Source organism: Streptococcus mitis, assembly GCF_000722765.2.
GTDB lineage: Bacteria > Bacillota > Bacilli > Lactobacillales > Streptococcaceae > Streptococcus > Streptococcus mitis_AQ.
On the sequence record NZ_CP028415.1, the window covers coordinates 958,397 to 984,249 of the forward strand.

The window sequence follows — 25,853 nt, forward strand, 5'->3', positions numbered from 1 at the left end:
AAACATCTTTTTAATTGTTATGGAATAAAAGCTTTAAAATTTCTTTATAGTTATTTAAAATATCTTTGTTTTTCGAAAATAAATCTTGGTTATCTTTAAAGATTTTATAAAACTCGTTAAAGTACCATAGTTGTTTTTTCGGATCCTTTGAATTAAAACGGTCCCATAGTAAATCACCAATTATTAAGTAATCTTGATACAGTTCCATTAAATTCGCTAATTTATCAGAAAAAGTTACAAGTAAAACTTTTCTTAGCGACTCATCTTCTGCTACTTCTCGAAATTTTGTCAATTGAAGCTCTTTACGAGTTTGCCAATCTTTAATTGATTTATCTTCAGATTCCAAAGACATATATGAATAAATTTCATCATTAAATTCTTGTTTAATATCTGCAAGACTGACATCGGTATCTTCAACAGTATCGTGTAACCATCCAGTAGCAATAATATTTGAATCTTCTGTTAGTGTTTCTAATATATTATTGACCAAAAATAAGTGAAATGAATAAGGTGTGATTTTCCCTTTTCTTGTTTGATTTTTGTGAGCAGTTAATGCGAATTCTTTTGGATTTGTCATAAACTTATATTCCCTTCTAATCTTTGTTGGATTGTATTATCAATGCGCTTTTTGATTTAAAAATCAAGTAAAGTTAATCAAGAGCAAAATGAATTATTTATCTGCAGGACATTCTACTAAATCTACTCCTTGGTTTACTAGAAATTCAAACATCTTTTTAGATAAATGAAGTTTATTGTTATGGAGATAAATCTTTTCATTTTCATCTTCCTTATAAGCATACGCTGGTACATGAACTACTTTCCTACCTTTTACTGGAACAAAATATAATCTCAAAAGTTCAAATAGTCTTTTTGGATTTTTTATAATAGCTTTCAATTTATTACTCCTTATTCTTTTCTACATATTCTTTTAACTCAGGAATTGATGATTCAAGTGATTCTAAGAAAAAGAAGATTTCTTCTTTTTCTTGTTGCTTTTCTAAAATAGGGACAATTTCATCTTTATGTTTTAAATAAAATTCATTTCGTCTTAAATAATCATCATAGTAATCAAGCAAAAATTGAACGGAAACAATTTCATCACACTCATAGTATCCATAAACTATTAGGTTTTCTGCTGTGTAAGGTAGTTCCTTTATGGTTTTAACATCTATACTTATATCTTTTGTTTTTGAATTATATGTAATTGTTGCTTCTTGTTCCTTAACAAAATTCTGACTAGCTTCAGCATCTACATACTCAAATTTGATTTGAATATCTTGACTAGAAACATATTCCTTTATTTGTCTTATAAGAACATCATCTGTATCTTGAAATAAAGTACAATCAAAAAAGTCATCTATATTATTTTCAAAACACCATCTACCCTCAGCAGTAAACCACATGTTGCATATATAATAGCCATTTTCTTGAGTCGTTCTTGCTGAGACTACATCTGATATGTCAGATTGATTATCTATAATATCAGTTGGATAATAAACATATTTGTTTCTTTCTTCTTGAATTAATAGAAAATACTCTATAGTTTTAAGATTTGATGCTTTAATATAAACTCTGCCATGTGCTTCTGATGAATTTGCCATATATCATTTACCTTCTTTCTCTTATTTCTATATAAGTATTATACAGCATAAGGTAGACATATTTTGTCTATGGTATAAATTTTTTTAACAAATCAAAAACACATAATACAAGGCATTAAAAAGCATTGATACTATGTGTCTTGACATAAAAATATTGACTTTAATTAAATTCTAATAAAAGACTATACCAGAAGTTTAAAAATGAAATAGTTAACAGAATAATGTTTGTATATCTATACAACGAAATCATATTTTAAGAAGATAGATTGCTTTAAACTTACTACAATTAATAAAAAAAGTTATTACGAGAGCTAGATTTAAAGCTATTTAAGATCATTATAGATAACAGTTGCTTGATTATCAATAGATTTAAATTCTTTAACAGATTTAGAGAATTTAGGGATGTTAATAATTCGCTTATTTAGACATTGAGCAAGGTGTTGAGGTACATCTGATCCATCCCAGTTGCCATAAAAGAAACTTCTATTTCTCCATTTATCTAAAGATTTCTGGGGAAATTCTGAATTAGAGAAACTGCGTTTATATAATTCTGGATAATCTTTTTTTAAATCCTCTATATTAGAATATTTCACAATAGTTTCTTCACTAGTTTCTATTTTACCCCCTTCTTTCCTTGTTGGGAAAGGAAACTCTGAGGAATGTTCGTAAGCTTTCTTCCAACCTTGAATTTTATAAATACCAACACAAACACCACGATATAATGCAAGAGCATACTCTAAGTCTTTTTTGCGTGATTCAGAAATATTCCAAACACCACGTACATTGTGATAAATATCTTCTGTAGTATCATCGGCTTGAAAGCTACTATTGATTTTAATGAGTACACATTTCTCCTTAATCGTTGAAAAATCAAAATCAGATAAGGCGTAGTTATCAATAAAGTTATCAATTGTTCTAGCCTGAATCAGTCCATCTTTGGAGATTGTCGTTTTTTCTCTTTTTGAAGCATGTCCGCTAACTATATTTGTTAATTCTTCATCTCCTTTTGAAAAATTAATAAGATTAATTAATGCCGATTCAGCCATAAAAGCTTCGTGCTCTGTTAAACCAAATTTAATGATTACAGGTATAATGTTGCCCTTATGTTTTCTAATAATTTGAATTTTTTTACTAATTTGTATGTTTTCTTCTTGAGCTACTTCTGTCAGTGCTTCGTCAATATGTGATATTAGGCGAGCTCCCTCTCCTTTACCAATATAGAAAGGTAGTTGCTTACCTTCTTCATAGAGTCCATAAACATAGTATTTATCTTTTTCATTTTTGGTAGCACCAGTAATATCATTTAATTTTTGATAATTCATTTTTTTTGCTCCTATTTAAATATATTATAAAAGTTCTGCTTCACACTATTAGAAATTAATTAAAATAATCCACTTATTCTACCTTCTTTCTGATTCTGAACTATTTATAAGTTAAACTATATTTTCTTTAAAATCAAGTAAAATCCTAGAGAATAATCTAAATAAATTTGGGGACAATATATAGGTTTACTAATAACTACACAGTACCGTATTTACGAAAGTATTAAAAAGAGCCTATTATATTTATTTTATAGATCTTTAAACAATTTGCTCAAAGTTTCTAAAAACTCTTTTTCGGCAGAAATTTTAGCTTTCCCATCTCCTTTTAATAAGCATCTAGCTCTTACTGAAGCGGCCTGTGGACTAGTAGAACGATAACATGTTTCATAAGTTTTTAATTCAGGAATAGCGTTAGTCCATTCAGCATAACCACGCGCAATAAGAATAGTTACAGGTGGTTTGCTTTCATCTGCAATCCTTTCTTTAATTAAATCAAATAAAAATCGTTGACTAGGAAGATATCCTTTTTTTTCAACTAGAGTAGTGATTTTTTTATCATAATCAGTAGAATGGTAAGGGAAAAACTCAGCTAAAGCTATATGTTTTGTAAACCAGTCTACATGTTTTTTATAATCGTCGTTTGTTTTAAACCGATCACCCATACCCGCATCTTCGAACCAGAACTTGAATTTCTCTGCTGCGTAACCAAGTTTTTCACCTTCATCAAGTTCAAAGGCGTAAAAACCTACTTTTTTCAATTGTAAACTATCTAAGCAAGTTTGCTGATAATTTTTATTATTGTTGTAAAGTTCTTCATATCCTTCAGAATAGCCAGGGTTTTTAGCTAAAATAATAACATCAGCATTTTTAATGTCCCCTACAAATTGTTGAGGATAGAAATTCAAATGTAGTTCAGTGCTTTTAGTGGAGTTGTTTTTATTTTCGGATTCTAGTATAGTTTGAATGATTTCCCAATCATCACGCGCGACGATAACTTTCTTATTCCCGTTAGTTGTTGTTAGAATATCATTCCAAGGATTTTTAGTTGTAGTCATTTTGTTTTTCCTTTCTTTTTGTAGAATAACTATATTTTACCATGTTTTAATATCAAATACAAAAATAGATTTTATTAATATGTTTTCTATTATAAAAGAAGCTGAGTGAGAAAATACTTTTAAATATCAATAGATAGGATATTATTTATATCATCTTTCACACCACCGTAAATGATGTTCGGTATACGTCGGTTCTACTAAACTGTAACGAACTCTCATTTCCCCGTCTACAAATTATTTTTAATACTAAAGTTCAGATAGAATTAACTAAAATTATAAAACCAGTACAATAAATTGTAAGTATTTTGAGAATAACGATTAATAAAAAAAGAATGACGGTGAGATTTATTACTTTTAATTATACTCTCTTTGTTAGTTTAATTTAAAGCCATTTTTTGACCATAATCTAAGAGATAGCAATTTTTAATAGGCTTTATTTTAAAATTCAAAATCTAACAACCATTTCGATTAGTTAAATCTTTCAATCTTTCCTCTCCAGATCTAAGCATCTCTTTCTCCACTTGATTCCATTCTCCAAATAGTAAATCATGAAGAACGGTTGCTGCTGAAGTTGTATTTTCTTTTGAATCATATATACAACTTCTATCTCGTTGGTAAATTTGAATTCTTTCAAAGATAGCTAGTTCTTCCAATTGCCGTGTATTATCAACTAGATGATTTACAATGAAATCATGATGTTCTTTTGGAGTTGCGCGTGCTTGATTTGGATTGATAGCGTACAGTTCTTCGTATCGGATAAGAGTGCTCAGATAGGACAGCTTAGACTTTGTCGCAATCAAGGCTAATTGCACTTCATATCCCATATTTTTCAAGAGTTGTGCTGTTTTCTTTGGAACATCAATCGTTCGTAAAGTTCCCTCTATCAAAAGATTGTATCCAAAATAACTCAATTCTGTTACTAAAGATTCTACCATTTTACCTGAAAAATCTTTGGTGTATTCAACACTATCTTTGCCATATTCTTGCTGCAGTTCTAAATAGTGTGGATGCTGAGAACGAAAACTATCTCCATCTATGATAATAATATTTCCTTGAAATTCTTTCTGTTTAATACGATGAATTGTAGTCTTGCCAGCACCACTTTGCCCTCCAAGCAAAATCGCTATAGGTTGCTTACTGGACTTTTTTCCTCTTGTCAGTGAGCGAATGTTCCGCGCTAGAGCATGTTTGAATTCACTATCAGTATAATCTTGGATTTCCACTAGGCCACCATCCGTTTTTCAGATATCCCTAACATACGTTCAATTCCATCCAAATAGCCGCTATATCTCTCTATTTCATCAAAAGTTTCAACTAGATAGATATTCGTATGAATCAAATCAGAAAGATCATCACTCATTAAAATCCAAGGATTAGATTCATCATCAATGCTAATTCCCTGACTATCTTGATAACGATAGAGTCGAGATAGTAGATTAGCACCTCTTTCTTTCACGATTTCAATTTTTAAAGTCAATTCATAATCTTCAACAGGATTCAGCATTTTATCTTCTCCTACAATATCGACATAAGATACATTAAACTTCTGGCAGATGATATCTATTAGTTCCGTAGAGACTGAACTAGTGCCATTTTCATAACGACTCAAACTATTTCGAGAAATTCCTATAATTCGGGCAAATTCAGGTTGTGTTAAGTCATGTGTTTTACGTAAGGATTTTATGTTTTTTCCAATCATGGGAAACTCCTTGAATTTGATAACACCATTATAACATTTAGAAAAATAAAATGCACCATTTTTGGTGCATTATTTCTTGTTTTTCTATCCTAAACTTTACTTCTATAAAAGTCACCTAAAGAGCCATAAATATTTATTCTTGTATTAATTTTTTCGATGCGCAAACGATATCTACAAAGACAAAATTCTTATAAAATAGCTTGAAATCAAGAATTATCACCATTTTCGTTGTAGCAACACTCCACATGTGATTATTAGGCTATTAGCAAAGCGTATCCAATAGCTCAATAAAGTGTTGTTTTTACTGATATTTTAACTATATTGTATAGTCTACTATTTAAATCTCAATTAGGATATTTTATAGAATACCCAAAATTCAACAATAACCAAAAGTAGGATTCCATTGTATTTTCTTGTTGGTCTTTCATATCACGAATTTTATTTTTCAGAATATTAAAGTTACAAATTTCATCTCTAATATCGTTATCCGCTCTGTAGCCATTAATCATCTCAGTCAGAGTTTTCCCTTTGCTACCATTCTTTATAGTAGTATTTACTCTTTTTATACTGCTTTCAAAAGGCTCATATGTTTTATACTTAGTTACTTCGTCTTTAAAATTAAATAAAGGTGTATCCGGCTTAGCATTCCATAAAATAATCAACCACATTATAGCATTATAAAGCTGCTTTGCAGTTTCATTCCACTTTTCAGGTTGTAAATTTCCGCTCCCTCTATTGTCATATTCTTGTCTATTATTTACATGAGGATCACCTACAAGCGGATTAAAAAGAGGTAGCCCTTTGTGATTAATTAGTTCTAAAAAATCCCTTGCCGCACCCATGCCACACTGAATAACTTCCTTCTTGCCATCAATTTTACTCTCAGCGATAAATACATAATATTCATCTTCAATTGTTGCTCCTGCATCACTATGTTTTTGTAGATTTGCTAACAGTTTAATATGTGCTTTAGACTGAACTCCAAAATCTCTAACAATTCTTTGTCTTGTTTCATGTCCTCTACAATTCATTTAAATTTTCATTTACAAGTTTAGTAACTAGCCTTATTATACTATATAAATTGAACTTAAGACCATAATCTTCATCAACTAGTTTTTAGAAAATCACAAATCCTTTTGGAGAGATGACAAGCCGATTCTCCAATTCTTGGCAATTGCTTGCTAATGCTACGGTTTCCTTCTCTAAAAGATAATCATCTTTTGATTGGTTAAAGATCGCTTTAAGGACCCGGCCTTCGTATGTCCATTCCAGAGCTACTATATCTTGTTTGATTTCTTTTAGGCTATACTTGCCGTGCTGAATGGTTGATGACGCTTGTTTTCTAATATTAATCAGCTGCTTCATGAAATTCAGCATATCATTATCACTTGATACGCGTTCCCAAGGCATACAACGACGACAATCTGGGTCTGGTCCTCCGGTTAAAGCTAACTCGGTTCCGTAATAAATGCAGGGTGTTCCTTTTTGTAAAAAGAGAAAGGCTAGGGCTGATTTAACTAGTTGAACGTCTTCATTTGCCGTCCACAAGATTCGCTCTGTATCATGCGAATCCAAGAGATTAAACATAACCTCTGAAATCTGTTGCTTGTAATACATAGACTGACCATTGATTTCATCGATGAATTGGTCTGTCTTCTTAATTCCTCGTAAGAAATAGCTCTTGATACTATCAGATAAAGGATAATTCATGACCGCGTGAAACTCATCTCCGTTTAGCCAAGGTTGAGCCGTATGCCAAACTTCTCCAAGGATATAAAGATCAGGTTTTTTAGCTAAAACTGCCTTGCGAAAATCCTTCCAGAACTGATGGTCAATCTCATTAGCCACATCCAAACGCCAAGCATCAATATCAAACTCTTCAATCCAATAAGTCGCAACCTTTAAAAGATAATCCTTGACCTCTGGATTGGCTGTATTTAGCTTAGGCATATAGTCCTCGAAACCAAAAGCGTGATAGGGTAACTCTCTCTTATTGGCTAGTTTTTCAGTAGTCACTGGGAATTGTTGAATATGGAACCAATCCTTATAAGCAGACTCCTCACCGTTTTCGATAACATCTTGCCATTGAGGAGATTGCGAACCAATATGATTAAATACAGCATCCAGCATGATTTTCATGCCACGCTGATGAGCTTGTTCGACCAGCTCCCGAAAGGTCTCCTTGTCTCCAAAATGACAGTCAATTTCAAAGTAATCTGTCGTGTTATACTTATGATTGCTCGTAGATTCAAAGATAGGACAAAGATATAGTCCAGTAATGCCCAAGTCTTGCAAGTAATCCAGATGGTCAATAATCCCCTGTAAATCACCACCAAAGAAATCAGCACTCTTAGGTGTGACAGATGAATCCCAGTCTAAAGTCTCTTCTGGGTTTAATAGAGCATTTCCATTAGCAAATCTCTCAGGAAATATCTGATACCAAACCGTATCTGAAACCCAGTCAGGAACCTTGCAGGCATCAATCTCATGAAGATAGGGTAACTTAAATCCATTCCCAATAGCATGGAGATTTTCTAGAGAATTTTCCACACAACCTTTATCACCATACAAAATACTTTGACCTTCTGTATCCGTGACTTCAAAGAGATACTGGATACGTGCAAAGTCAACGGACACTTCAACCTGCCAATAATCAAAGATGGCATCAGAAGTTATCTTGGCCATTTTCTTTGTATCTTGATAAAACTCCTCCATAAAAATAAAAGGGTCACCATAATGCAAGTTGATGCTTTCAATGTCCCCTTTCTTAGTTCGAATCCGAATATGAAGTTTCTTATCCTTGTAAAGATAGGCATACTCTGACTCAGGCCTATGGTAAATAGCACTTAATTCCATTAATTTGTCTCCTAGAGTTTTAATTCCAATTTTACGCAAACGTTTTCATAATTGTGATTCTAGTATACTACTTTCGTATTTTATTTTCAAGGCTTATCCGTAGATTCTAGTGGTTTGGTTCTATAAATAAAAAAGCAGCCAGTCTTACAACTTGCTACTTTTCAAATGATGATTAAAAAATATCTTTGCAACCACTCTATTTTTTTAAAATCCTTATTGTTATTGTGATCATTTCGATAGGAATCTTGGGAAGAAGCCTTGTAAATACTTAAAAACTGTTCCAAACTTGGAACGCGAAAAGTGATGTTTTCGAGATGAATCAGCTCTATATCCGATTCCGAAACTCCTGCAAAATCAGGTAAAGAATCTATACTTCCGAATTCAACACTCAGACCATCTTTTTGGAATTCATGCTCATGAATATCTATTAAGGAATAGCCTAAGTGTTTCATCACTTTCATTATCTTGTCCCACTCATAAATTCTGAGATGATCAGGTGCTTCCCAACCTCTAGGATCACCAGGCACATGAATGTCAATGTCAGACGGCCCCCATTCTTCATTTGATCGGTATTCAAACCCCAAAGACCCCATGAGCGTCGGAGTGATTCCGACTTGGTTTAAATGAGAACAAATTATTCGAAATTCATCAAATAGAGAATTCATTCCTCCTCCAATCGTTGATATAGAACTTAATTTCGTTGTGAATAATAAACTAATTTTTACCTTCTACTCTTTCGGTTTCGAAAATACTTCTACTCGTTGAGCTAGGACTTTGATTTCTACAGGTAGGTTATCCGATTTATCGCCGTCAACATCTGACTCCAATTCACTATCTGAAGAAATCTTAATATTACGAGCTTTGATATACTCAATATTATCATTGCTGACAACATCTCCTTTTAGTAAATCAGGAATGACGGATAATTTGGAGAATATAGAAGCATCTTTCAGAATCAAAATATTGGCATAGCCATCTTTGTTTTCTTCAAAGATTTTTTTATCAGCGAAGTAATTTGTCAAGAGAACCAACACATGGCTAGCTTCACCAACATAATTTCCATTTTCTGTTTCAACCTTAATATTAAAGACTTGATCCGTCATGACAGACTTCATGGTATTTACAGCATAGGCCAAAATACCAAATTTTGTCTTGTCCTCAATTTCAACATTGTGAATCGCTTCTGGCAGAGAACCGATACTAAAGATATAACCAAAATAATTGTCATTCGCTTTTCCGATATCAATCTTATTGGTTAAGTTGAAATCCAGTTCATCAATCGCGCCATCGATGTCTTGATTGATTTCCAACAGTTTTGTAATGAGGTTACCCGTCCCACCAGGGATAATCCCTAACTTAGGAATGTAGTCTCTCTCAGCAATACCCGAAATGACTTCATTGACAGTCCCGTCTCCACCGAAAACAACCACTGCATCAAACTGCTCACGAGAAGCTTCCTCAGCAAAATGTGTTGCATCCAAAGCTTTTTCGGTAATTTTGGTTTCTACGTGCTCAAAATATTCTTTTGCTTTATTTTCCAGCTTTTCTTTGTAATCCAAAGCCTTCTCGCCACCAGAAGTAGGGTTGATAATTACCATTGCTTTTTTCATTAATATTCTCCTCAATATTCGTTAGAAATCTTTATATTTCATTATATGAAACTAAATGTAACCCTATTATACAATGAAAACTCAGAAAAAAGAAATATGACGTACTGGAGATTAATACGCTTTTATTCTATTTTCCCATCGCATAACTACATCCTTTAAGTGTTCATCCAAGTAAGAATAGGCCTTTTCCTTTATCCAATCAGTAATACCATAAGCTGCCTCGGCTATGCTACCAGTGATTGCAGCGAGAGTATCACTGTCGCCACCAAGTGAGATGGCGTTTCTTATCGCATCTTCGAAGTCTCTACTCTCAAGAAAGGCGATAATAGCTTGAGGGACAGTTTCTTGACATGTTTCGTTAAAACGATAGTTAGGGCGGATTTCATCTAAAGTTTGAGATAGATTGTAGCCGTATGTCTTCTCTATATAATCCTTAATCCGTCTTTTACATTCTGTATGATTGTCATTAATTGCTTGCTCGTATTCTCTACAATAACCACCAAAGTAAAAACGACACAGAAAGATAGCATCAGCTGTAGCCATAGCACCTTTAATACCTTCTGGATGATTATGAGTTACCTCTGCAGAAATACTCGCAAGTCCTCTAGATGATGGCCACATACCAGTTCTCGCATAAAAACCACAGTCCGTGACCCAAGCACATGGAGAAACACGCATAGCTGATCCATTCCCAAAGCTATTGTAAGGATCACGGTTATCGCTATTTAGCCATGCATTAAACCGAGCACCATAATCAGCATTCGGATACATTCTGCCATATTTCTTCATGGCGTCAATGAAGTCGTCTTTTTGTCCACCATTCATAATTGCTTCTGCAACAGCACAGGTCATAACCGTGTCATCTGTAAAAAAGCAGTCCTTCCGAAATAAAGGAAAGTCTTTTATTTTGATATTGTTCCATTCGTAAACTGAACCTACAAAATCTCCAATAATTGCTCCTAGCATGGTATTCCCCCTTATGGCATATCTGATTCGTTACACATTTCTAATGAGTCACTCTTTAAAAATGGCGCTACCAAATCAATCCACTCATAAGGCAGGTAAGCTGATAAATAGCCGTGATTATAGCCCTTTGCTTCATACAAAATTGTATTTGAATGTAGCTGATGAAATAATTTCGCTGATTCTTTCACACAGTTCAATTCTTTTTCACCATAGATATACAGAACCTGAGCCTTGCTAGCAGAAATCATATCTTTCAGCTTGTAACATCCCATATAGTTTTTGTAAATGGTCACCAATGTTTTGACAGGGGTTCTTGGCAAATCCTCCAAATAATAAGCTTTTATTTCCTCTGGATAAGCCAGTTTAGGATAGAGTTTGTTCATCATGCTTAACTGAAGTTTGCAAGAGAATTTATTGAACATCAATTTACCAAATAGAGACACTAGAAAGATGCTGATTTTAGCTAACCTTGGTTGAGGAATACAGAGGCTTCCATCTATGATGGCCTTCTCAGCAATTTCACTGTCTAAAGACAAAAGCTCCATGGCAATTTGACCACCAAGTGAAACACCACCGATTGCAAACAATTTCCCACCATAGTTTGCTTTGATATAGTCTAGAATCTCCAAAGCAGAATCTTCAGTAGAAACATAATCAAGTTGATATTCCTCGCCGTGGCCATTCAAAGTGGGTAGAATAATACGATATTCTTCTGACAAGATTCGTGCTTGACGAAGATAATTCCACCAAGAACTTCCACCACCATGTATCAGTAAAATAGGAGGCAAATTCTTATCACCAAATTCATGGAATTTCATGTTTAAACTCCTTACTGTAGAACTTTCACTAGCTACACCCATGTTTAATCAGCTCGTACAAGCAGTGATACCGCCTCAACATGTGCTGAGAGCTTTCTTCTATACTAATAGACGAAAGGGTGTGAAAATGATTTTTAAATGATACTGTGGAACGGAACAGTAGCCCTAGTATTGACTACTGTCGTTTCTATTCATATTGGCTATTCTAGGACTGAGATGAAAAAATCTATAAATGCTCAGAATAAAATTGAACCCGCAAATCTCCCCAAAACAATGGTGAGTCATGTACTTGTATTATTCCGAAAAAATACACCTCTGGTGCAGTGAGACAAATTGGTGTATCTTATAGTGGCTTCGTAGATGAAAGCTATACTCTACTATCACTCTTTGATGATGTAGAACAAATTGAAAAAGATAATAGACTTCAGACAGCTATTGATGTTGTCAGAGAACAGTTTGGTTTTTTAGCCATACAAAAAGGAACCGTCCTAACTGAAGGTTCCAGAAATATTGAACGCAGTAAACTTATCGGTGGTCATTCCGCGGGTGGATTGGAGGGATTAAAATGAAACAAGAAAAAAATACAGTACAATTTTCAGAAATCCGTAGCAAAGGATGTAATGATATTGAAATGCTTGAAAGATTTTTACATGGAATCGTTGAAACAGCAACTTCAAAACTTCGTCAGAGAAAACTCAAAACAACTGAAATATCGATACGACTAGTACATGCTAAATCTGAAAACCGATTACCATTGGAATTTACATTTAGCATTAAGCCAACAAGCTCATCTGTGATAATCTATACTGAGGTAATCAATCGCTTTAAAGAATGTTACACAGGTGGGGGAATTCAAGGTTTTACGATTCAATTTGATAAAAATACCCTTGCCTCTGCATAGAAAGGATTTGATATGATTGACCGTTCATATTTACCATTTCAATCAGCAAGAGAGTACCAGGATACAAAGATGCAAAAATGGATGGGCTTTTTCCTATCTGAACATGCATCAGCACTCTCTGATGATACAAACAAAGTAACGTACATGTCTGACTTATCACTAGAGAAGAAATTATTACTCCTCAGTCAAGTATACGCCGGGCAGCTACGCACACGCATTCAAGTGATTGAAAAAAACAAGCGTGTTTCCTACACTGGAACAATACCAAGTCTGACCAAAGATTTCATTTTGATAAAAACTACAACAGGTCACATCAATTTGAAATTAAAAGACATTATTAGTATTGAACTTGTCGAGGAGGTGCTCTATGAATCAGCTTGAGTTTCAGCGTAATCACCTACAAATGGACTATTATAGCGAGAGCTACCAAGATTTTGAACGTGACTTCTACCGCTACTCTAACATGAATATTCCATTGACCTTCCTAACTGATGATATCCTAAAAACAATGGCGACTTCACGTAAGAATTACTTTGTCCTCAATAAGGAAAAGTCCAGAGATAACCGCGATCACTTCTTCATATTTGAAGTAAGTACCGTAGATGAGAATCCGCTAATCTATCATTATACATATAAGAAAACTACAATATATTTAGCAGAAAAATAGGAGCAGTTCAATTGACTGTTCCTATTTTTAATATTCATAAAATCTAAAGTCTTTATACTCTTTAACAATGGAGTCGCCAACCAGAACAGACTATACTGACCAGCGACTACCTTAAATTTAATGTTTCAGATTTATTTTCTTATCTCTAATTTCATAAACTACATCTGCTACATTTTCGAGTAATCGTTTATCGTGGGTGATAAACACGATAGTTCCGGTGTACTCCTTCATTAGTATTTCCAAAGCCTCTAAACTTGGTATGTCAAGGAAGTTACTGGGTTCATCCATTATTAGGATGTTATATCTACCCATGAGCATTTTAGCAAGCAACAATTTTATAATTTCTCCACCGCTTAAAACAGATAAACTTTTTCCAATATCGTTCTGTTTGAACCCCATAGATGCTAGCACTGAACGAATTTCTGATATATTGTAGTCACAATCCTTCTGCATAAACTCCATAACATTCTGATTACTGTTGTACTTGTAACCATTCTGTGCAAAGTAACCTATTTTTGCCTTAGGCGAAATAGAAATTCCTTCTTCATGGTTTAAGATCATTTGGATTAAAGTTGTTTTTCCGATTCCATTACCACCAGTTAACGCCACTTTTGCTCCTAACGGAATTTGAAAAGATGCATTTTCAAACAGAGCCTTATCCCCAAATACTTTATTAATTTCTGCACCGACTATAGGGTATGGATTATGGAGCTCCAATGCTTTACTTTGCCTGAAACGAATTCTGCGAATGCCTTCCGGAGCTTCTACTTTTCCTAAGGCCGCAATCCTGTGCTCTAGGGTTTTAGCAGCATTATACATCTTTTTTTCCTTACTTCCTATTGATTTTTGATGAGCTAAACGCCCTCCGTCTTCAGTACTTTTTTTCTTTGAAGAACCTTTTGCCTTCTGTTCTATTTTACGAGCCTGTTTTCGCTTTTCCTCCGCAGCCCTTTCCAATCGGGCACGTTCCGCAATAAATTGTTCGTATTCTGCAGCTTGGCTCTTACGTTCTTCCTCTTTCTGACGAAGATAATCAGAATAGTTTCCCCAATACTCAGTGATTTTGCCATCTTTCAGTTCCCATATTTTATCTACTATTTCATCAAGAAAATAGCGGTCATGGCTAATAACTAACAGTGCACCTGTAAAATATTTTAGCTGTCCTATTAGAAAATCAATTCCTTCACGGTCTAAATGGCTCGTAGGTTCATCTGCTAAAATACCATGAACCTGTGCCGATAAGGCCTGTGCTATTTTAAGCCTTGTTTCTTCACCACCGCTCATAGTCTGTATATTTAATTGCTCAACACCTAGCTTGCCTACAAGTGCAAAATCTTTTTCCTCCTGCAGAGTTACTTCGTCCAACTGGGGAATATAGGCAAGTTCACCCAGACGATTCATTTTACATCCTGGGGGAGTTAATTCTCCTAAAAGTACCCTGAGTAAAGTGCTTTTTCCAGCACCATTTGCTCCTACTAAACCAATACGGTCATAATCATATACTTCTAATTCATTTATATCTAAAACATCGCGTCCTTTGAATTCCACACGAATGTCTTTTGCTTTTAATATTAATTCCATAACATTTCCTCCTGTCTATAATCGCATGCTTTCATTTGCTTGTATGCAGGGAAAACCCTGCGATTTTAGCAGGAAGAGTTACATGAAAATAAGATACATAAATATTCCTCCAATATTGTTTATTTTAAATCTAATTTTCTAACCTCAGTTATCATTTGGCAAACTATAGCAATGCCAATAATTAAAATACCTGATAGTAAAAACCAATGATTTACACCGATTTTATCAGCAAAGAATCCAGAAAGAATTAACCCAATTGGCATAGCAAGTGACATGATACTTCCGATCAAAGAAAATACACGTCCTAAATATTCAGGCTTAATTTTCTCCTGAAAAAGAGCTGTTTGCACACCGCTATAAAATGGCACCGAAAGCCCCATTATTGCACAGCAAACTACGAATATTACAAATCCATTTGGAGGAAGTATTCCCGAAACGGCTAAACTGGTCCCCATTATAAAAAATGAACTTGTTATTAGTAATACATGCTTTTCGAAGCCCCCTAATCTTCCTAATAATAAGCCTCCTGCTAGCATCCCAAATGCAAAGGAAATTTCCGTAATAGAAATATGCACAGGCGTTCCATTAAAGTGTTCCATGCTTATTAAAGGAAATAGTGCATTGATTGGCATATAAACAAAAGTATATAGTGTTCCTAAGAGTAATAAGGCAAACAATCCTTTGTTTTGTCTCAGAACCACAACTCCTTCTTTCATCTCCCTTATGAAATTTGGTTCTAAACTTTGCACTTGATTACCCAGCTTAGGTATACGTACAATTGCTACCGTAATAGATGCAATCACAGCACCCAATACGTCGATGGCAATAATAGCATTTAAATCCCAAACGGAGTATAAGAGTGCTGCAACTGCCGGACTAACAATATAGCTTATAGACTGCAAAGACTGACTATAGCCTGCGCATTTCGTTAGCTGTTCTTCTGGTACTAAAAGTGGTGTAACCGCATTGAGTGCTGGGGTATGAAAAGCTGTTCCAATGCTACGGATAAACAATACTATCATAATCATCCAGACAGGTAGCTCCATACAGAATGCAACAATAGCAAGCACTGCACCAGCTGCTGCGATAATTAAATCGGCACCAATCATTATCTTCTTCCTATCATGACGATCCACTAGCACACCAATGGCAGGTCCCAAAATCGCATAGGGTAAAAAACCTACTAATGAAGCCATAGACAAGACCATCGCAGATCCTGTTTTTTCTGTAAGGTAAAAAATAATCGCCATTTGCAGGATGGCACTAGTGATTAATGATACTGCTTGCCCTGCCCATATTGCATAAAATTTTCGTTTCCAATTGTTGTATTTTTCCATTTATATTATCTCCTGCATATTATTTTGCTTGAATTTCTATTTTGAATAGCATTCTAGGCAATAAAAAATGCAGGCCAAACCCCACAATGTGGCTTTTGGTCTGCATACATACAATTTGGAAACATTCATATTAAAGACATAGTTAAATAAAGGTATAGTTAAATAACCAATATCCTCACCGTAACTAATGAATGCTCAATATCGTATAAATAAGCACAACAAAAAAGCCTATCATCGGGTATAGATTCTGCTTTTTTTATTGCCAGCTTATCTTAAACGCATTGAGGCTGTCATAGTTTCGGTTCCTCCTACATCTTTGTTTATATCAATTTATAGTATAACACAACAAGATGATATGTTCAATATAAAAGTTATGGAATGAGACTCATACTTCCAATTCGATGCCAGATTTAAAGGATATGACGAAGTTTTCTTCATAGACTGTAACGCTCTGGATTATCTTCCTTAGTAGCAAGCGATTAGCTTTCACAAAATCTTCTGTTTGTAGTTTTAAAAATTCATCAGGATTTTCTAACTCAACCTCAAAATATTTCATTTTACATTCCCTCATTTCATTTATTGATAAATTGAGTTTGCAAAAAAGAGTGGACAATTTTTGTCTACTCTTAACCTTTAAAATAGTTTTTTTTAATCGATTTGAAGTTGCCTAAATTATTACTTATTCGGTAAAATGAAGTATTGCTTTCAACAGATTTCCTTCAACTACACTTCACTTGATTCAAACAAGGTGGGTACATTTCTATTCCCACAAACTCCTTGTCAATGGAAACAAACACGTACCCACAGGGTAAATGGAAATAGAAACTGATAATTTCTAGCTATCACTTCTACTCATTCCAAAAATTTTCTCACTCTGATACTTACCCACCATAAAGCAAAAAGCCTTGCAATCAAGGCTTTCATTATCCCTTTCGTTCAAAGGTTTCTAAGCTTTTACGAGCAGAGCGACACACTCAGCGGTTCGCTATCTCCGTTCTGTCTGCGTGCTAGCACTTGTCAATCACGGACAGCTATCGCATGGGCGGAAGTAAATGCTAATCTTCGTCGTTTTACTCCTTGACTAGCAAACTTACCGCCTCAACATGTGGAGTTAGTCAACATCTATATTATATAACGAAAGTGATAGAGTTGTTGTTTAAAATTAAACTTTAGAATGAAAATATTTAAAAAAAGTAGATCACTTTTAGAAGTGTCCTACTTGTATTATTTTTATTTAAAAAGGGATAAATCCTTAACAAAAGGGGTGTACTCCCGCGCCTTCGGGAAGGAAAAAAAGAAATGGCGCAAAATCAAGGTTTTATTTTTGAAATTTACCAGAAAATACCCTTAATGAAAGTAACGTAGTTCTTGTTGATGGTCATAGTGTGTTCTATTGATGCACGTTCAACGGTTACTAGATTTAGGTTAAAATCGTTAAAGCCCATATCATAGTTTAAAAAAGCGATTATACAAAAACTTGTATATCGCTCTGTTTGTTCACTTACTTTGACAAAGTGGAGGTATCTATCCTCAAGGTCCTCAATGCATTCCATACTGCCAGTAGCGTTACACCAACATCTGCAAAGATTGCCTCCCACATATTAGAAATTCCCAATCCACTTAGAACCAAGAAAATTAGTTTAACTACAATAGCTAAGGTCATGTTTTGCCGAGCTATTCTGACTGTCTTTTTAGCCAGTCGAATGACTTGAGGAAGTTTTCCAAGGTCATCATCCATCAGTACAACATCTGCTGATTCAATGGCTGCGTCCGAACCTAGCCCTCCCATAGCAATACCAACATCTGCCCTAGCAAGAACCGGTGCATCATTCACTCCATCTCCAACAAAGGCAACAGCCTGCTGAGACTGAGTCAGAATTTCCTCAAATGTACTCACCTTATCCTGAGGCAAGCAATCTCCAAATGCATCATTGAAGGCAAATTGCTGTGCAAATTCATCAACCACTGCCTGACGATCACCTGAAAGGAGAACCGTTTTTTTAATTCCGACCGCCTGTAAATCCTTCAAGGCCTCGATGCTCGTCTCCTTCACTTGGTCTGTGATAAGGAAATAGCCTAAAAAGTGACTGTCCTCTGCCAAATAGAGAACTGTTCCTGTGCTGTCAATAGCTGGATAAGCAATCCCTTGAACTTCCATTAATCTAGCATTCCCAAGATAGAGCTGTCTGCCATCTATCCTACCGGACATGCCCTGCCCTGGTAGCTCGGTAATCTGACTCACCCTATTCTCGTCCACTTCCTGTCCATAGGCTGTTCGAATCGAGTTTGCGATTGGATGATTGGAATAGCTTTCCAAATGGGCAGCGAGGTACAGAATATTATCCTCGATACCTTCTGCGTTGACAACGGTATCTACCGCAAAGATACCTTTTGTAATTGTCCCCGTCTTATCAAATACGACCGTATCCAACTTGGCAAGAGCCTCTAAATAATTTCCACCTTTCACTAAGACACCTAATTTAGATGCTCCCCCTAGCCCGCCAAAGAAACTCATTGGTACCGAAACCGCAAGAGCACAAGGGCAAGAAATGACTAAAAAGGTAAGTGCCCGATAAAGCCAAGTCGACCACTCCCCTAAACCAAGCAAGGGAGGCAGGCTTGCAAGCAGAAAAGCGATTCCGACAACCACTGGTGTATACACACGCGAAAAACGTGTGATCATCCGTTCCGTCTCCGCTTTTTTATTGCTTGCATTTTCAACTAATTCCAAAATTTTGTTGACCGTTGATTGCGAAAAAGTCTTTCTCACTTCAATTACCAATGGACTAGTCAAATTGATCACACCACTTGTAATGTCCTCACCAACGCCAATTTCCCTAGGCAGTGATTCTCCTGTCAAGGCTGACGTATCCAGAATAGAACGACCTTTTCTGACCAGACCATCTAGGGGCACCTTCTCCCCAGGCTTAACTAAAATATGGTCCGCAACCCTTACTGTTTCAGGGTCTACTTGAACGGCTTCTCCCCCCTCTAGTCTCCAAGCCTTAACCGACCGAATATCCATCAATTGTGCAATGGACTGACGAGATTGAGAGGTGGCCTTGTCTTGGAAATACTCCCCAATCTGATAAAAAAGCATGACGGCTACTGCCTCTGGAAATTCTCCCAAGAGAAAGGCTCCTAAGGTCGCGATACTCATCAAAAAGTTTTCATCAAAAATATTGCCACGTTGAATATTTTGAACCATCTTGATAAGAACCTTATGACCGATAATGATATATAGGGTCAGATAATAGACCAGACGAATCCAGAAATACTCCTCTGGCAGGAAAAAGCCGAAGGCAAATAGAATCGTAACAGCAAGTAGCAGCTCTTTCGCCCAATCTCGTTTTTCTGGAAGTGCCTCTTCCTTTTTCTCACTGATCACTTCGATTCCAGGTTCAATAGCATCTACTAAGTCAATAATTTCCTTATCTATCCCATCTTCGCTTTTTGTTTCCAAAGTCAGCTTTTGAGCTATCAGATTGACAGTGGCAGATTCTACCTGCTCCAATTGATTGACAGCACGTTCAATCTTAGCAGCACAATTGCCACAGTCAATTCCCCGAAGTACATACTCTTTCTTCATGTTTTTCCTCCTTCAAATGCTTCAGTGTCAAAGACAAGACTGATGCGACATGATTATCCGCAAGTTCATAATAGGTCATCTTTCCTTTTTTCTCCCCCTTGACCAATTGGCAGTCCCGCAGATAGCGTAGTTGGTGAGAAATAGCAGATTTGGTCATCTGTAACGCAATCGCTAAGTCTCCGACACAAATTGTTTTTTGCCGTACTGCTTGTAAAATCCGCAAACGAGTTGGATCAGAAATCGCCTTAAAAAAATTGGACATATTTAGCAATGTAACGGTATCAAACTCCGTCTCATGGACCCCTTGAATTAAATCTGGATTACAAGCTGTTAAACACTGTGACATATTTTGTATTCCTCCTATCCTAAAGTTGTATCAAGTAACATCATAATTAGAAATCCGTCCATAAACTCACCTGTTGCAATATCGGTATTCTTGTGTTCTTGAGCACCTGGCACAAGTTTTTCCACTACAACATAAATCATGGCTCCTGCCGCAAATGAGAGAGCATAAGATAGTAGCTGGGGCATAGACATAACAGCATAGGCCCCTAAAACAACTGCAATCGGCTCAACAATCGCTGACATGGCGCCATAGTAGAAAGCTGATTTCCTACTTCGCCCTTCTGCCCGTAGCGGCAAGGACAAGGCAGAGCCTTCTGGAATATTTTGGATACCAATTCACAAGGCTAATCCAAGGGCACTCATCCACGTAAAGGAAAGTCCAGTTGTGGCATTTGCCACACCAACTGCTAAGCCCTCTGGTATATTATGAATCACTACCGCCAGATAAAGCAGCATGGTCTTTGATAAGGGTCTTTGGGGATTCAAAATCCCTTCCTTATCACTCATCTGTTGATTCAAATGCAGGTGGGGAACCAAATAATCAATAAAGCGGATAATTAAGCTCCCGACAATAAAAACCAACAGCCGTCGGCAACCAGTAAAATCTGTTTGCAGCCATTGACTGGCTATAGCCAAATGAAAGGACAAGCAAAGACCAGACTGCAGCTGCCGTCATAATACCCGCTGCCAAGCCCATCATCATATCCATGAATTTTTGATGAATGGTTTTGACAAAAAAGACCAAACTAGCACCGATAAGGGTACAAAACCAGTTGAATAAGCCAGCTAATAAAGCTTGCATTACTGGTGATAGAGAAGAAAAATTACATCTCATACCTCAATAATCGATGATTCAGTTGAACAACCACTCAACTATTATCATTATAGTTGAACACTCGCTCAATTGTCAAGGAAGAAAGTAAAAAAGCTATGAGAAATCCCCATAACTTTGTAAATTATTGAAGCAATCTCGTGTTCTTAGAGAATATCACAATGCCATAAAAAGCCCAAAGGACTATTTGGAATTATCATATCATATAACGCTTCGACACAATTTAACGATTACTATATTGAGAAACAAACTTTACTCCTCAAGAAAGTTAGATGTTCCCAATGCTATCCGTAAGAGTACTTAAAACCTTGAAACATACTGATTTCAAGGTTTTTATAACGTGTTATTGTATCACCTAATTTCTACTGATTTCCATAGATCAAACCTTTCGTGATTTTTTCATATAGGTGGGTACGTTTCTATTCCCTCAAACTCCTTGTCAATGGAAATAAAAACGTACCCACAGTGTAAATGGAAATAGAATTTGAGAATTCCTAACTATCACTTCCACTCACTCCAAAAATTACTTACTCTAATACTTCCCCACCATAAAGCAAAAAGCCTTGCAATCAAGGCTTTTCATTATCCCTTTCGTTCAAAGGTTCTAGGCTTTTACGAGCAAAGCTACACATTCGACGTGATGCGTTTGAGGAAACAGATCCACCGGCTGGACTTTCTTCAACTCATATCCCAATTCTTGGTAGAGTTTGATATCACGCGCCATGGTTGCAACATTACATGAGATATAGGCAATACGGTCTGCTCCTGTTTGGGCGCTTGCTTTGATAAAGCTTTCTGTGAGACCTTTTCTTGGTGGATCCACTAGGATAAGGCTTGGTTGAATTCCATCTTTAAGCCAATTCTTCATAGCATTTTCAGCTGTATCACAGACATAGTGGGCATTTGAAATATTGTTCAGCTGAGCATTCTTCTTACTATTCTCAACCGCTTCTGGAATTACTTCGACACCATAGACTTCCTTGACATGTTTCGCAACAGAAAGACCAATCGTCCCGATACCAGAATAGGCATCAATCACCACATCATCTGATTTTAATGCTGCAAAGTCAATGGTTGTCTGATAAAGTTTTTCAGCCATTTCAGTATTGACTTGGTAAAATGCTGGTCCAGCGATCTGGTAGTCATTTCCCAACATTTGGTCGGTAATATAGTCTTGACCATAAAGCGTACGCCATTCCTTACCAAAGATCGCATTGGTGTTCTGGTCATTGATATTTTGCATAACAGACACAATCTCTGGGAACTGCTTGATTAGTTGTTCAATCAATTGGTCGACACGAAAAATTTTAGGACGAGTTGTTACCAAAATCACCATGATTTGTCCTGAATAATGTCCGCGACGCACCACAAGATTACGAATCAAGCCAGCTTGTTCCTTTTCATCATAAGGTTTCAGGTCATAACGATGGAGCAAGTCGCGTAGGGCTACAACTACCTCATCAATCACAGGATCTTGGATAAAGAAATCTTCTAGAGGCATGAGGTCATGGGAATTCTTACGGAAAAATCCAGTTTCTAAGACACCATTCACACGACGAACAGGGACCTGAGCTTTGTTACGATACTTGACTGGATTTTCCATACCAAGCGTTTCAGCAACCTCTACATCTGCAATTCCAGCAATCTTATATAGACTGTCCTTGACTTGCTTGGTTTTAAACTTAAGCTGTTCTGGATAGGCAAGATGACCTAAATCAGCGATTCCTGAACGCAGGTAAGCCAAATCTAGATCTTGGTTACGGTGTGGTGACTGGACTAGGTATTCTTCAACCTTCCCAAAACCAATCTTTTTATTAACCTTTAGGACACGCATAAGGATTTTTTCACTCGGTAAAGCATTCTCAACAAAAAATACCAAGCCATCTACCTTGGCAACTCCTGCCCCTTCATGGGTCAAGTCAACAATTTCAACTTCTACAATATCATTTTTCTTTAACATTCTCTTCTCTTTCTATTGGCCGACAAAAAAGACGGCAACGTTACGGTTACCATCTATTATACCATGAAATTTCTTAAGAACCAAAACTCTTGAAGAAGTTGACAATGGCTTGCCAGAGGGAGCTTAAGAAGTTACCACCTTCTTCTAGCGCCTTATCAGCATCAAAGTTAAGGTTGATATTTTTAAAACTGTCACCAGCTTGTGAAACAATACTTTGTTTAAGGTCATTCAGGGTTTTAGTGAAGTCTGCATTGCTTAGGATATCACTTTTTGAGAGATTTAAAGCAAAATTGATGATGATATTGATCTGGTTTCCTGTTATAACCTGATCAAGTTTGTAATTTTTTAAGGTATCTTCAACGATTTTACGGACATCTTCCTCCGTCAGATTTCCCTTGCTTTCTTTAGCTTTGGCGAGTCCTGACTTGATATCAGCGAGGGCAACGTTTAATTTATTAGCATCATAGCCTGTTTTGTCCTTGTTTTCAGCATTGATATCAGACAAAGCCTTCAACTCTTCTTGAGCCAACTCTTTGTTGGCTTGTGGCACCTTGGCTCCATTAGCTTCTAGCGAATAGTAAATCCCTGCTAAAGCACTTTCTCCTGTAACGGGAATAGGTGCTGCTACAGTGATTTTGGCGTGTTCCACACCCAAAGTTACGGCCGCATTGCGGTACATATCCTGCGTCACCTTAGTGATGTTTTCTGGTGTTTCAATCTTGACCTCAAGTGGCGACTTGTCACCCAGCTTTTGAATCTTGGCTGATGAATACAATTGTAAACTAGAGTCATTGGCCACATTCATAATCTTAGAATAGACATCAGGTGTCATTGTCTTGAGATCTTTGGTGTCTGTTGAGGCATTGTAGCCTAGTTTTTTTAGGGTTTGATTTTTTTGGTCTTCAGATAATGAAGAACCTAGGACATATTCAGGTTGGACGTAGGTTTCATCGATAACTTTTTGAACATCTGTTGCTGCATGGACGCTATTCATAGCTGTTACTGCCCACAAGACCGCAGCACTAGTCAGAAAGAGTTTCTTTCTCATAGGGAATTTCCTCCTTTACCTTTCTAGAGTAATATATCTATCTTAAAGAAAACTTATAACAAAAACACCTGGGCTAGCCAGATGTCGAAAAGAGAGTGAAACATTTGATGATGTAAAGGTTGAGTTGCACTTGTCTAGAATAATAATAGTTTCCTCCATTTACATAGAGTTCGGCTCCATGAAAAATAGAAATGGGGTGAATATAACTATAAGTCTTTCCAGTGGTGTTACCAAGCAAGGGAGCAACAGTATCACGAGAGTACTGTTTGGCCAGTGCTAGGGTGTTTTCCTTACCATTTTGGGCGATAAAATCGATATAGGCAGGTCCAAAATTATAGGCTTGAACAGCTGTCCAGACATCAACACCCTTCTTCTGAGCCTGATAGAGATTATCTGTCAGAGTTTGAACGCCTTGCCGAATGCTAGAGGCATTATCATTGATGGTGTTGGTGGAACCACTTGCAGACTCACTAGACTGCATAACATCGCCTTCTTTTCCTTTTGTTTCAGTATAAATCATAGCGAGCACAAGCTCTTCGTTTGCTGGGGTGTCTTTTTCACTCAAGATTTCTCGCACCATGGGTTGATAGGTCATGACTTGCTTGACATCTTGGTGAACGCGGTAAGCTTTATATCCAGCAAAAAGGAAGACTGCTAGTACAAGCACTCTTCGAATTCGTTTAAACATTATTTACTTTGGATATCCTCGATATTTTTGATTAAGATAGAGTAAGTTCCATTGTCATTTTGGATAAACTCAACAGACTCGGCGTCTTGATAGACGTTATTAGGAACGATGAGCTCAATTCCATTTGACAAGGAGAGTTTTTGATTTTCAAATTTTTTAAGCTGACGACTGGCATCAATTTCATCAAATTGAACAGGCTCTGGTACGGCTTCTTTGACTTGATCAATAAAGCTCAAACGAGCTGTCAGGTTGTTATCAAAAAGGTCATTGGCCAATTTTTCAGGTGACAACTCATTGCTTTCTTCTAAGTTGTTGAAAATCGCTGATTTTACCTTGGATTGAAATTGAAAATCGTCTGTGTTAAAGGTTTCAGCAATGCGCTGTGCCGTTTTTTCCAGTTCTTTGATAGATTTCTTGGGTGAAATTTTAGGGGCGACAGCAAGAAGATTATCTGAAAAATAGTTCAAAAAAGTCCCGTTGTACTTGATTCGTTTTTCAATCAGATGGTACTTGCGACTCTGAAGATTGACCACCAAGGCTTCGTCGGCACCCGTTCCAAATCCAGGCAGGTTATTCTGAGTCAACTTGATTGGATTATCAACTTCTCCTCCGAGGTGAGTCAGGGTCTCACGCAGGGCAATTCGTAAGAAAGCGAAATGTTCCACGCCTTCTTTAGAAAATTGCACAAAAATCAAATCATTGGTCTTGAGATTTTCTGAAATGCCGAACTCCTCTTTCCAGAGATTAGCCAGCGTTACTGATGTCTCCAACAAATCGTCTGTGATGTGATTGAAGAAGGGATTTTCTTCTTCGAAAATCCCAGTCTTAGCTTCATCTGAATATACACGTTCAATTTTTTTACGCAGATATTCTTCGATTTTTGGAGTAATATTGAGAAATTTATCCGCTAGGAACAGCTCGGTGTCATCCGGACTGAACTGATGAATAATAGCTTTCTTAATATAAATGTCCATAAAA

At 36.3% G+C, this 25,853-nt stretch carries 26 protein-coding genes and 1 pseudogene; 4 read left to right on the forward strand and 23 right to left on the reverse strand.

What is annotated here, in order from left to right:
• Window positions 1-10: 10 nt before the first annotated feature.
• The 13 genes from SK637_RS05035 to SK637_RS05095 form a co-directional block, all read right to left on the reverse strand.
• A complete protein-coding gene (locus SK637_RS05035) occupies window positions 11-577 on the reverse strand; it encodes an HD domain-containing protein (protein WP_033688814.1) in 567 nt (188 codons plus the stop codon).
• Between the two features lie 93 nt (window positions 578-670).
• Window positions 671-895 carry a hypothetical protein gene (locus SK637_RS05040; RefSeq protein ID WP_033688815.1) on the reverse strand — a complete coding sequence of 75 codons (225 nt, stop codon included), beginning with the start codon at window positions 893-895 and terminating at the stop codon, window positions 671-673.
• 4 nt (window positions 896-899) lie between these two features.
• On the reverse strand, window positions 900-1,601 hold the full coding sequence (locus tag SK637_RS05045; protein ID WP_033688816.1) for a hypothetical protein: 702 nt from the start codon (window positions 1,599-1,601) through the stop codon (window positions 900-902).
• Window positions 1,602-1,924: 323 nt separating this feature from the next.
• Window positions 1,925-2,923 (reverse strand): LEM-3-like GIY-YIG domain-containing protein, encoded by a 999-nt coding sequence (locus tag SK637_RS05050; RefSeq protein WP_033688817.1) that lies wholly within the window; start codon window positions 2,921-2,923, stop codon window positions 1,925-1,927.
• Window positions 2,924-3,171: 248 nt separating this feature from the next.
• Complete coding sequence (locus tag SK637_RS05055) at window positions 3,172-3,978, reverse strand: hypothetical protein (protein ID WP_033688818.1); 807 nt, start codon at window positions 3,976-3,978, stop codon at window positions 3,172-3,174.
• 452 nt (window positions 3,979-4,430) lie between these two features.
• A complete protein-coding gene (gene pezT / locus SK637_RS05060) occupies window positions 4,431-5,201 on the reverse strand; it encodes a type II toxin-antitoxin system toxin PezT (RefSeq protein ID WP_033688819.1) in 771 nt (256 codons plus the stop codon).
• Window positions 5,201-5,677 (reverse strand): type II toxin-antitoxin system antitoxin PezA, encoded by a 477-nt coding sequence (gene pezA, locus SK637_RS05065; protein WP_033688820.1) that lies wholly within the window; start codon window positions 5,675-5,677, stop codon window positions 5,201-5,203. The genes pezT and pezA overlap by 1 nt, the downstream gene beginning before the upstream one ends.
• 344 nt (window positions 5,678-6,021) lie before the next feature.
• Window positions 6,022-6,519 carry a hypothetical protein gene (locus tag SK637_RS05070; RefSeq protein WP_050489876.1) on the reverse strand — a complete coding sequence of 166 codons (498 nt, stop codon included), beginning with the start codon at window positions 6,517-6,519 and terminating at the stop codon, window positions 6,022-6,024.
• A 274-nt stretch (window positions 6,520-6,793) separates the two neighbouring features.
• Complete coding sequence (locus tag SK637_RS05075; protein ID WP_033688821.1) at window positions 6,794-8,533, reverse strand: glycoside hydrolase family 13 protein; 1,740 nt, start codon at window positions 8,531-8,533, stop codon at window positions 6,794-6,796.
• 161 nt (window positions 8,534-8,694) lie between these two features.
• Window positions 8,695-9,198 carry a phosphoribosylanthranilate isomerase gene (locus tag SK637_RS05080; RefSeq protein ID WP_033688822.1) on the reverse strand — a complete coding sequence of 168 codons (504 nt, stop codon included), beginning with the start codon at window positions 9,196-9,198 and terminating at the stop codon, window positions 8,695-8,697.
• A gap of 63 nt (window positions 9,199-9,261) precedes the next feature.
• Window positions 9,262-10,143, reverse strand: coding sequence for a diacylglycerol/lipid kinase family protein (locus SK637_RS05085; RefSeq protein WP_033688823.1), 882 nt, complete (start codon window positions 10,141-10,143; stop codon window positions 9,262-9,264).
• Window positions 10,144-10,254: 111 nt separating this feature from the next.
• Window positions 10,255-11,109, reverse strand: a complete 855-nt coding sequence (locus SK637_RS05090) for an ADP-ribosylglycohydrolase family protein (protein WP_033688824.1) — start codon at window positions 11,107-11,109, stop codon at window positions 10,255-10,257.
• An 11-nt stretch (window positions 11,110-11,120) separates the two neighbouring features.
• A complete protein-coding gene (locus SK637_RS05095) occupies window positions 11,121-11,927 on the reverse strand; it encodes an alpha/beta hydrolase (protein ID WP_033688825.1) in 807 nt (268 codons plus the stop codon).
• Window positions 11,928-12,250: 323 nt separating this feature from the next.
• Here SK637_RS05095 and SK637_RS05105 point away from each other — a divergent pair, with 323 nt between their 5' ends.
• Genes SK637_RS05105 through SK637_RS05120 form a run of 4 tightly spaced genes read left to right on the forward strand, consistent with a single transcriptional unit; the run spans window position 12,251 to window position 13,495 of the window.
• A complete protein-coding gene (locus SK637_RS05105) occupies window positions 12,251-12,496 on the forward strand; it encodes a hypothetical protein (protein ID WP_001813542.1) in 246 nt (81 codons plus the stop codon).
• On the forward strand, window positions 12,493-12,828 hold the full coding sequence (locus SK637_RS05110) for a DinB/UmuC family translesion DNA polymerase (RefSeq protein ID WP_000806926.1): 336 nt from the start codon (window positions 12,493-12,495) through the stop codon (window positions 12,826-12,828). The genes SK637_RS05105 and SK637_RS05110 overlap by 4 nt, the downstream gene beginning before the upstream one ends.
• Window positions 12,829-12,840: 12 nt before the next feature.
• Window positions 12,841-13,209: a hypothetical protein gene (locus SK637_RS05115; RefSeq protein WP_000567222.1), complete on the forward strand. Its 369-nt coding sequence runs from the start codon at window positions 12,841-12,843 to the stop codon at window positions 13,207-13,209.
• Complete coding sequence (locus SK637_RS05120) at window positions 13,196-13,495, forward strand: DUF5960 family protein (protein WP_001072467.1); 300 nt, start codon at window positions 13,196-13,198, stop codon at window positions 13,493-13,495. Before SK637_RS05115 ends, SK637_RS05120 begins: the two co-directional genes overlap by 14 nt.
• A gap of 117 nt (window positions 13,496-13,612) precedes the next feature.
• Here the strand turns inward: SK637_RS05120 and msr(D) are convergent, their stop codons facing one another.
• The 10 genes and pseudogenes from msr(D) to SK637_RS05175 all read right to left on the reverse strand — a co-directional run bounded on the left by msr(D) (window position 13,613) and on the right by SK637_RS05175 (window position 25,849).
• Window positions 13,613-15,076: an ABC-F type ribosomal protection protein Msr(D) gene (msr(D), locus tag SK637_RS05125; RefSeq protein WP_000420313.1), complete on the reverse strand. Its 1,464-nt coding sequence runs from the start codon at window positions 15,074-15,076 to the stop codon at window positions 13,613-13,615.
• 119 nt (window positions 15,077-15,195) lie between these two features.
• On the reverse strand, window positions 15,196-16,413 hold the full coding sequence (gene mef(A), locus SK637_RS05130) for a macrolide efflux MFS transporter Mef(A) (protein WP_000417519.1): 1,218 nt from the start codon (window positions 16,411-16,413) through the stop codon (window positions 15,196-15,198).
• A gap of 385 nt (window positions 16,414-16,798) precedes the next feature.
• The gene (locus SK637_RS05135; RefSeq protein WP_000873143.1) at window positions 16,799-16,969 is read right to left on the reverse strand and encodes a hypothetical protein; all 171 of its coding nucleotides are present in this window, start codon (window positions 16,967-16,969) and stop codon (window positions 16,799-16,801) included.
• A gap of 945 nt (window positions 16,970-17,914) precedes the next feature.
• Window positions 17,915-20,002, reverse strand: a complete 2,088-nt coding sequence (locus SK637_RS05140) for a heavy metal translocating P-type ATPase (RefSeq protein WP_000712649.1) — start codon at window positions 20,000-20,002, stop codon at window positions 17,915-17,917.
• Window positions 19,971-20,348, reverse strand: coding sequence for an ArsR/SmtB family transcription factor (locus SK637_RS05145; protein ID WP_000076060.1), 378 nt, complete (start codon window positions 20,346-20,348; stop codon window positions 19,971-19,973). Before SK637_RS05145 ends, SK637_RS05140 begins: the two co-directional genes overlap by 32 nt.
• Before the next feature lie 14 nt (window positions 20,349-20,362).
• A pseudogene (locus tag SK637_RS10140) lies at window positions 20,363-21,182 on the reverse strand (ZIP family metal transporter).
• A 601-nt stretch (window positions 21,183-21,783) separates the two neighbouring features.
• On the reverse strand, window positions 21,784-23,139 hold the full coding sequence (rlmD, locus tag SK637_RS05160; RefSeq protein ID WP_033688827.1) for a 23S rRNA (uracil(1939)-C(5))-methyltransferase RlmD: 1,356 nt from the start codon (window positions 23,137-23,139) through the stop codon (window positions 21,784-21,786).
• Window positions 23,140-23,212: 73 nt separating this feature from the next.
• Window positions 23,213-24,187: a DUF1002 domain-containing protein gene (locus SK637_RS05165; protein WP_033688828.1), complete on the reverse strand. Its 975-nt coding sequence runs from the start codon at window positions 24,185-24,187 to the stop codon at window positions 23,213-23,215.
• A gap of 73 nt (window positions 24,188-24,260) precedes the next feature.
• Window positions 24,261-24,875 (reverse strand): cell wall hydrolase Pmp23, encoded by a 615-nt coding sequence (gene pmp23 / locus SK637_RS05170; RefSeq protein WP_033688829.1) that lies wholly within the window; start codon window positions 24,873-24,875, stop codon window positions 24,261-24,263.
• Window positions 24,875-25,849 (reverse strand): nucleoid-associated protein, encoded by a 975-nt coding sequence (locus SK637_RS05175; RefSeq protein WP_033688830.1) that lies wholly within the window; start codon window positions 25,847-25,849, stop codon window positions 24,875-24,877. Before SK637_RS05175 ends, pmp23 begins: the two co-directional genes overlap by 1 nt.
• Window positions 25,850-25,853: the final 4 nt, after the last annotated feature.

Excerpts from the sequence above, each read along its gene's own strand:
- SK637_RS05035 (WP_033688814.1), bottom strand. The coding sequence starts at position 577 with ATGACAAATCCAAAAGAATTCGCATTAACTGCTCACAAAAATCAAACA.
- SK637_RS05045 (WP_033688816.1), bottom strand. The coding sequence starts at position 1,601 with ATGGCAAATTCATCAGAAGCACATGGCAGAGTTTATATTAAAGCATCA.
- SK637_RS05050 (WP_033688817.1), bottom strand. The coding sequence starts at position 2,923 with ATGAATTATCAAAAATTAAATGATATTACTGGTGCTACCAAAAATGAA.
- SK637_RS05055 (WP_033688818.1), bottom strand. The coding sequence starts at position 3,978 with ATGACTACAACTAAAAATCCTTGGAATGATATTCTAACAACAACTAAC.
- pezA (WP_033688820.1), bottom strand. The coding sequence starts at position 5,677 with ATGATTGGAAAAAACATAAAATCCTTACGTAAAACACATGACTTAACA.
- SK637_RS05070 (WP_050489876.1), bottom strand. The coding sequence starts at position 6,519 with ATGGGTGCGGCAAGGGATTTTTTAGAACTAATTAATCACAAAGGGCTA.
- SK637_RS05075 (WP_033688821.1), bottom strand. The coding sequence starts at position 8,533 with ATGGAATTAAGTGCTATTTACCATAGGCCTGAGTCAGAGTATGCCTAT.
- SK637_RS05080 (WP_033688822.1), bottom strand. The coding sequence starts at position 9,198 with ATGAATTCTCTATTTGATGAATTTCGAATAATTTGTTCTCATTTAAAC.
- SK637_RS05085 (WP_033688823.1), bottom strand. The coding sequence starts at position 10,143 with ATGAAAAAAGCAATGGTAATTATCAACCCTACTTCTGGTGGCGAGAAG.
- SK637_RS05090 (WP_033688824.1), bottom strand. The coding sequence starts at position 11,109 with ATGCTAGGAGCAATTATTGGAGATTTTGTAGGTTCAGTTTACGAATGG.
- SK637_RS05095 (WP_033688825.1), bottom strand. The coding sequence starts at position 11,927 with ATGAAATTCCATGAATTTGGTGATAAGAATTTGCCTCCTATTTTACTG.
- SK637_RS05110 (WP_000806926.1), top strand. The coding sequence starts at position 12,493 with ATGAAACAAGAAAAAAATACAGTACAATTTTCAGAAATCCGTAGCAAA.
- SK637_RS05115 (WP_000567222.1), top strand. The coding sequence starts at position 12,841 with ATGATTGACCGTTCATATTTACCATTTCAATCAGCAAGAGAGTACCAG.
- SK637_RS05120 (WP_001072467.1), top strand. The coding sequence starts at position 13,196 with ATGAATCAGCTTGAGTTTCAGCGTAATCACCTACAAATGGACTATTAT.
- SK637_RS05135 (WP_000873143.1), bottom strand. The coding sequence starts at position 16,969 with ATGAAATATTTTGAGGTTGAGTTAGAAAATCCTGATGAATTTTTAAAA.
- SK637_RS05140 (WP_000712649.1), bottom strand. The coding sequence starts at position 20,002 with ATGAAGAAAGAGTATGTACTTCGGGGAATTGACTGTGGCAATTGTGCT.
- SK637_RS05145 (WP_000076060.1), bottom strand. The coding sequence starts at position 20,348 with ATGTCACAGTGTTTAACAGCTTGTAATCCAGATTTAATTCAAGGGGTC.
- rlmD (WP_033688827.1), bottom strand. The coding sequence starts at position 23,139 with ATGTTAAAGAAAAATGATATTGTAGAAGTTGAAATTGTTGACTTGACC.
- SK637_RS05165 (WP_033688828.1), bottom strand. The coding sequence starts at position 24,187 with ATGAGAAAGAAACTCTTTCTGACTAGTGCTGCGGTCTTGTGGGCAGTA.
- pmp23 (WP_033688829.1), bottom strand. The coding sequence starts at position 24,875 with ATGTTTAAACGAATTCGAAGAGTGCTTGTACTAGCAGTCTTCCTTTTT.
- SK637_RS05175 (WP_033688830.1), bottom strand. The coding sequence starts at position 25,849 with ATGGACATTTATATTAAGAAAGCTATTATTCATCAGTTCAGTCCGGAT.